This window comes from Mesotoga sp. HF07.pep.5.2.highcov (assembly GCF_003666285.1).
Taxonomy (GTDB): domain Bacteria; phylum Thermotogota; class Thermotogae; order Petrotogales; family Kosmotogaceae; genus Mesotoga; species Mesotoga prima.
On the sequence record NZ_JFHJ01000031.1, the window covers coordinates 1 to 2,276 of the forward strand.

General features: G+C 45.1%; 2 protein-coding genes. One reads left to right on the forward strand and one right to left on the reverse strand.

Annotated features, from left to right (window positions below; all coding sequences use genetic code 11):
- Window positions 1-5 precede the first annotated feature (5 nt).
- Window positions 6-1,346 (reverse strand): hypothetical protein, encoded by a 1,341-nt coding sequence (locus BG32_RS00625; RefSeq protein ID WP_006488077.1) that lies wholly within the window; start codon window positions 1,344-1,346, stop codon window positions 6-8.
- Window positions 1,347-1,659: 313 nt separating this feature from the next.
- On the opposite strand from BG32_RS00625, the gene BG32_RS00630 reads away from it, so the two are divergent.
- Window positions 1,660-2,276 (forward strand): class I tRNA ligase family protein (locus tag BG32_RS00630; protein ID WP_147434767.1); only part of this gene is annotated, 617 nt, incomplete at its 3' end.

Genomic DNA, 2,276 nt, shown 5'->3' on the forward strand with positions numbered 1-2,276 from the left:
CCCCTTTACTCCAAGAAGACAATCGGTTCGTGATCAACAATGAAACCGTCAACCGAACCATTGTCTACATCTCTGAAAGCGGGATTTGGTAAGTCAGGATAAGTGCCGTACGTATCCCAGTAACCTTCGTACGCCAGTCCCACGGCAATGTCTTCACCTTCGAAATCTTCAGGAACCGAGAAAGTGAGAGTCGCGAAAACATCATCGGTTGCTTCAGCTTCATCTGTACCGTTTAGGAAGGCTTTGTAAAGGGTGACAGCCTCATCACTGCTCTTGAATGTTCCAACATCCTTCAGACCTGTCATGAAGTTTCCGAATTCGACGCTTTCGAGAACCAAACCTTCGCTGTTCCACAGAGAGAGTTGAATATATCTGACATCATACAGATCGGCAAAACTCGCAACATTCTCTGTCAAGATGCCAACTGTAAATGAATCGCCGGGTCCTATATCGCTGTCAGGAGTTGAAAGGCTGATCACAGGTTTTTCATCGGAGTCATACCTCTCTCGTAAGGCAAAAGCCTTGTAAGCTTCTCCGTAGTCGTTAAGCGTGTATCCGAAAACGTGGGCTTCTATCCAGCGAGCATAGACTGTGTTGAGATCAAATCCAACTTCAGCAAACGGGTAGAACTGAACGTAGCCGCTATAGGGCCCCTCTACGCCCAAATAGTAAGCTGTTATTGATTCTTCACCATACTCGAATCCGTAAGGCACCCATATGGTGCTCTTATCTATCAAGTAACCAGGAAGATACACATATGTCTGGAGATCGGGCCTGTCATTCGGTATTTCTTCCCATGTGTCATACTTGCCATCATCATTGGTGTCTAGCAGGTTCAGGCGCTTCCTTACCGTTACCTCTTCGGCAGGGACAATTTCCTCTGAAGCAGTCTTGTAAAATCTAATGCCGAAAGCCTCATCTTCGATATACTGGAAGTAGTCGCTGTAGTCAAAGTACATCAATCCGGCTCCAGACTGGAAGAGTTCTCTCTTGAGATTCGTGGCTTTGAAAGAAATCGTCTCCTTCGATTGAGCACCCATCGAATCGGTTGCTACAACCTCTGCGATGTACTTTCCTTCTTCGTCTAGAGCGTACACCGCTTCGCCGGTGTCTACCACAGACAGAACTTCAGCCCCATCCTTGTAGAGCTTGAACTGAGAAGTTACTTCCGTGTCATCAAAGTCAGTTACTTCCCACTCGAAAGTGACAAGCGTCATCGGAGCAATTTCCTGCCCTTCCGAAACGGAGCCTGTCAACGATATTACCGGTGGATTGTTGATCTTAAAGCAGCCGGAGACAAATAGCATGAATCCCAGCAGAAGAGTAATCAACAACGTTTTCTTCATTTTCTTACCCCCTTTTCAAAGATTTCGAGTTCAAACAATTATACATTCACAGGCGCCAATTCTGAAAACCCCATTTGTGAACAATTCTGCTTTCATGGCTTGAAAACATGATTTCTGCTTTGTCTAGATCCTACCTGACACCGTCGGAAAATCTCTGAAAAACTTCGATAAAGGACTCGGCAACATGCTTTTCAATGAAGAGATTTACTTCACTTTCAACCGGGTTCTTCATCCCAAATTCAGTAACACTCCCATGTTATAATCCATCTAAGTTGCTTTTCTAAAGCTTTACATTGATTCGGGGAGGTAGCACATGTACGATTTCAGGGCGATCGAAAAGAAATGGCAGGAATATTACGCTAAGGAGAAACCATTCAATATAGACCTTGAGAAGGCCGAACGACCCTTCTACAACCTCATGATGTTTCCCTATCCCTCCGCAGCCGGACTTCACATAGGAAATATGTTTTCCTTCATAGGTTCGGATGTATATGGAAGGTTCATGAAACTGAAGGGCTATGATGTATTTGAACCGATCGGCTTCGATGCCTTTGGAATTCATAGCGAGAACTACGCTTTGAAAGTTGGTAGACATCCCGCAGAACTCACCCCGAAGAGCATAGAGTATTTCAGAGAAGAGCAGCTGAAAAAGATCGGGAATATCTTCGATTGGAACAGCGAAGTGATAACCTCTTCTCCAGAGTACTACAAGTGGACGCAGTGGATATTCATACAGTTATTCAAGAATGGACTCGCAGAAAAGCGTTCTTCAAATGTGAACTGGTGTCCATCGTGCAAAACGGTGCTTGCTGATGAACAGGTTATCGATGGTCGTTGTGAAAGGTGCAACAGCGAAGTTGAGAAGCGTGAGATGAGTCAGTGGTTCTTCAAAATCACAGAGTACGCAGAGAAGCTGCTGTCTAACCTGGA

Excerpts from the sequence above, each read along its gene's own strand:
- BG32_RS00625 (WP_006488077.1), bottom strand. The coding sequence starts at position 1,346 with ATGAAGAAAACGTTGTTGATTACTCTTCTGCTGGGATTCATGCTATTT.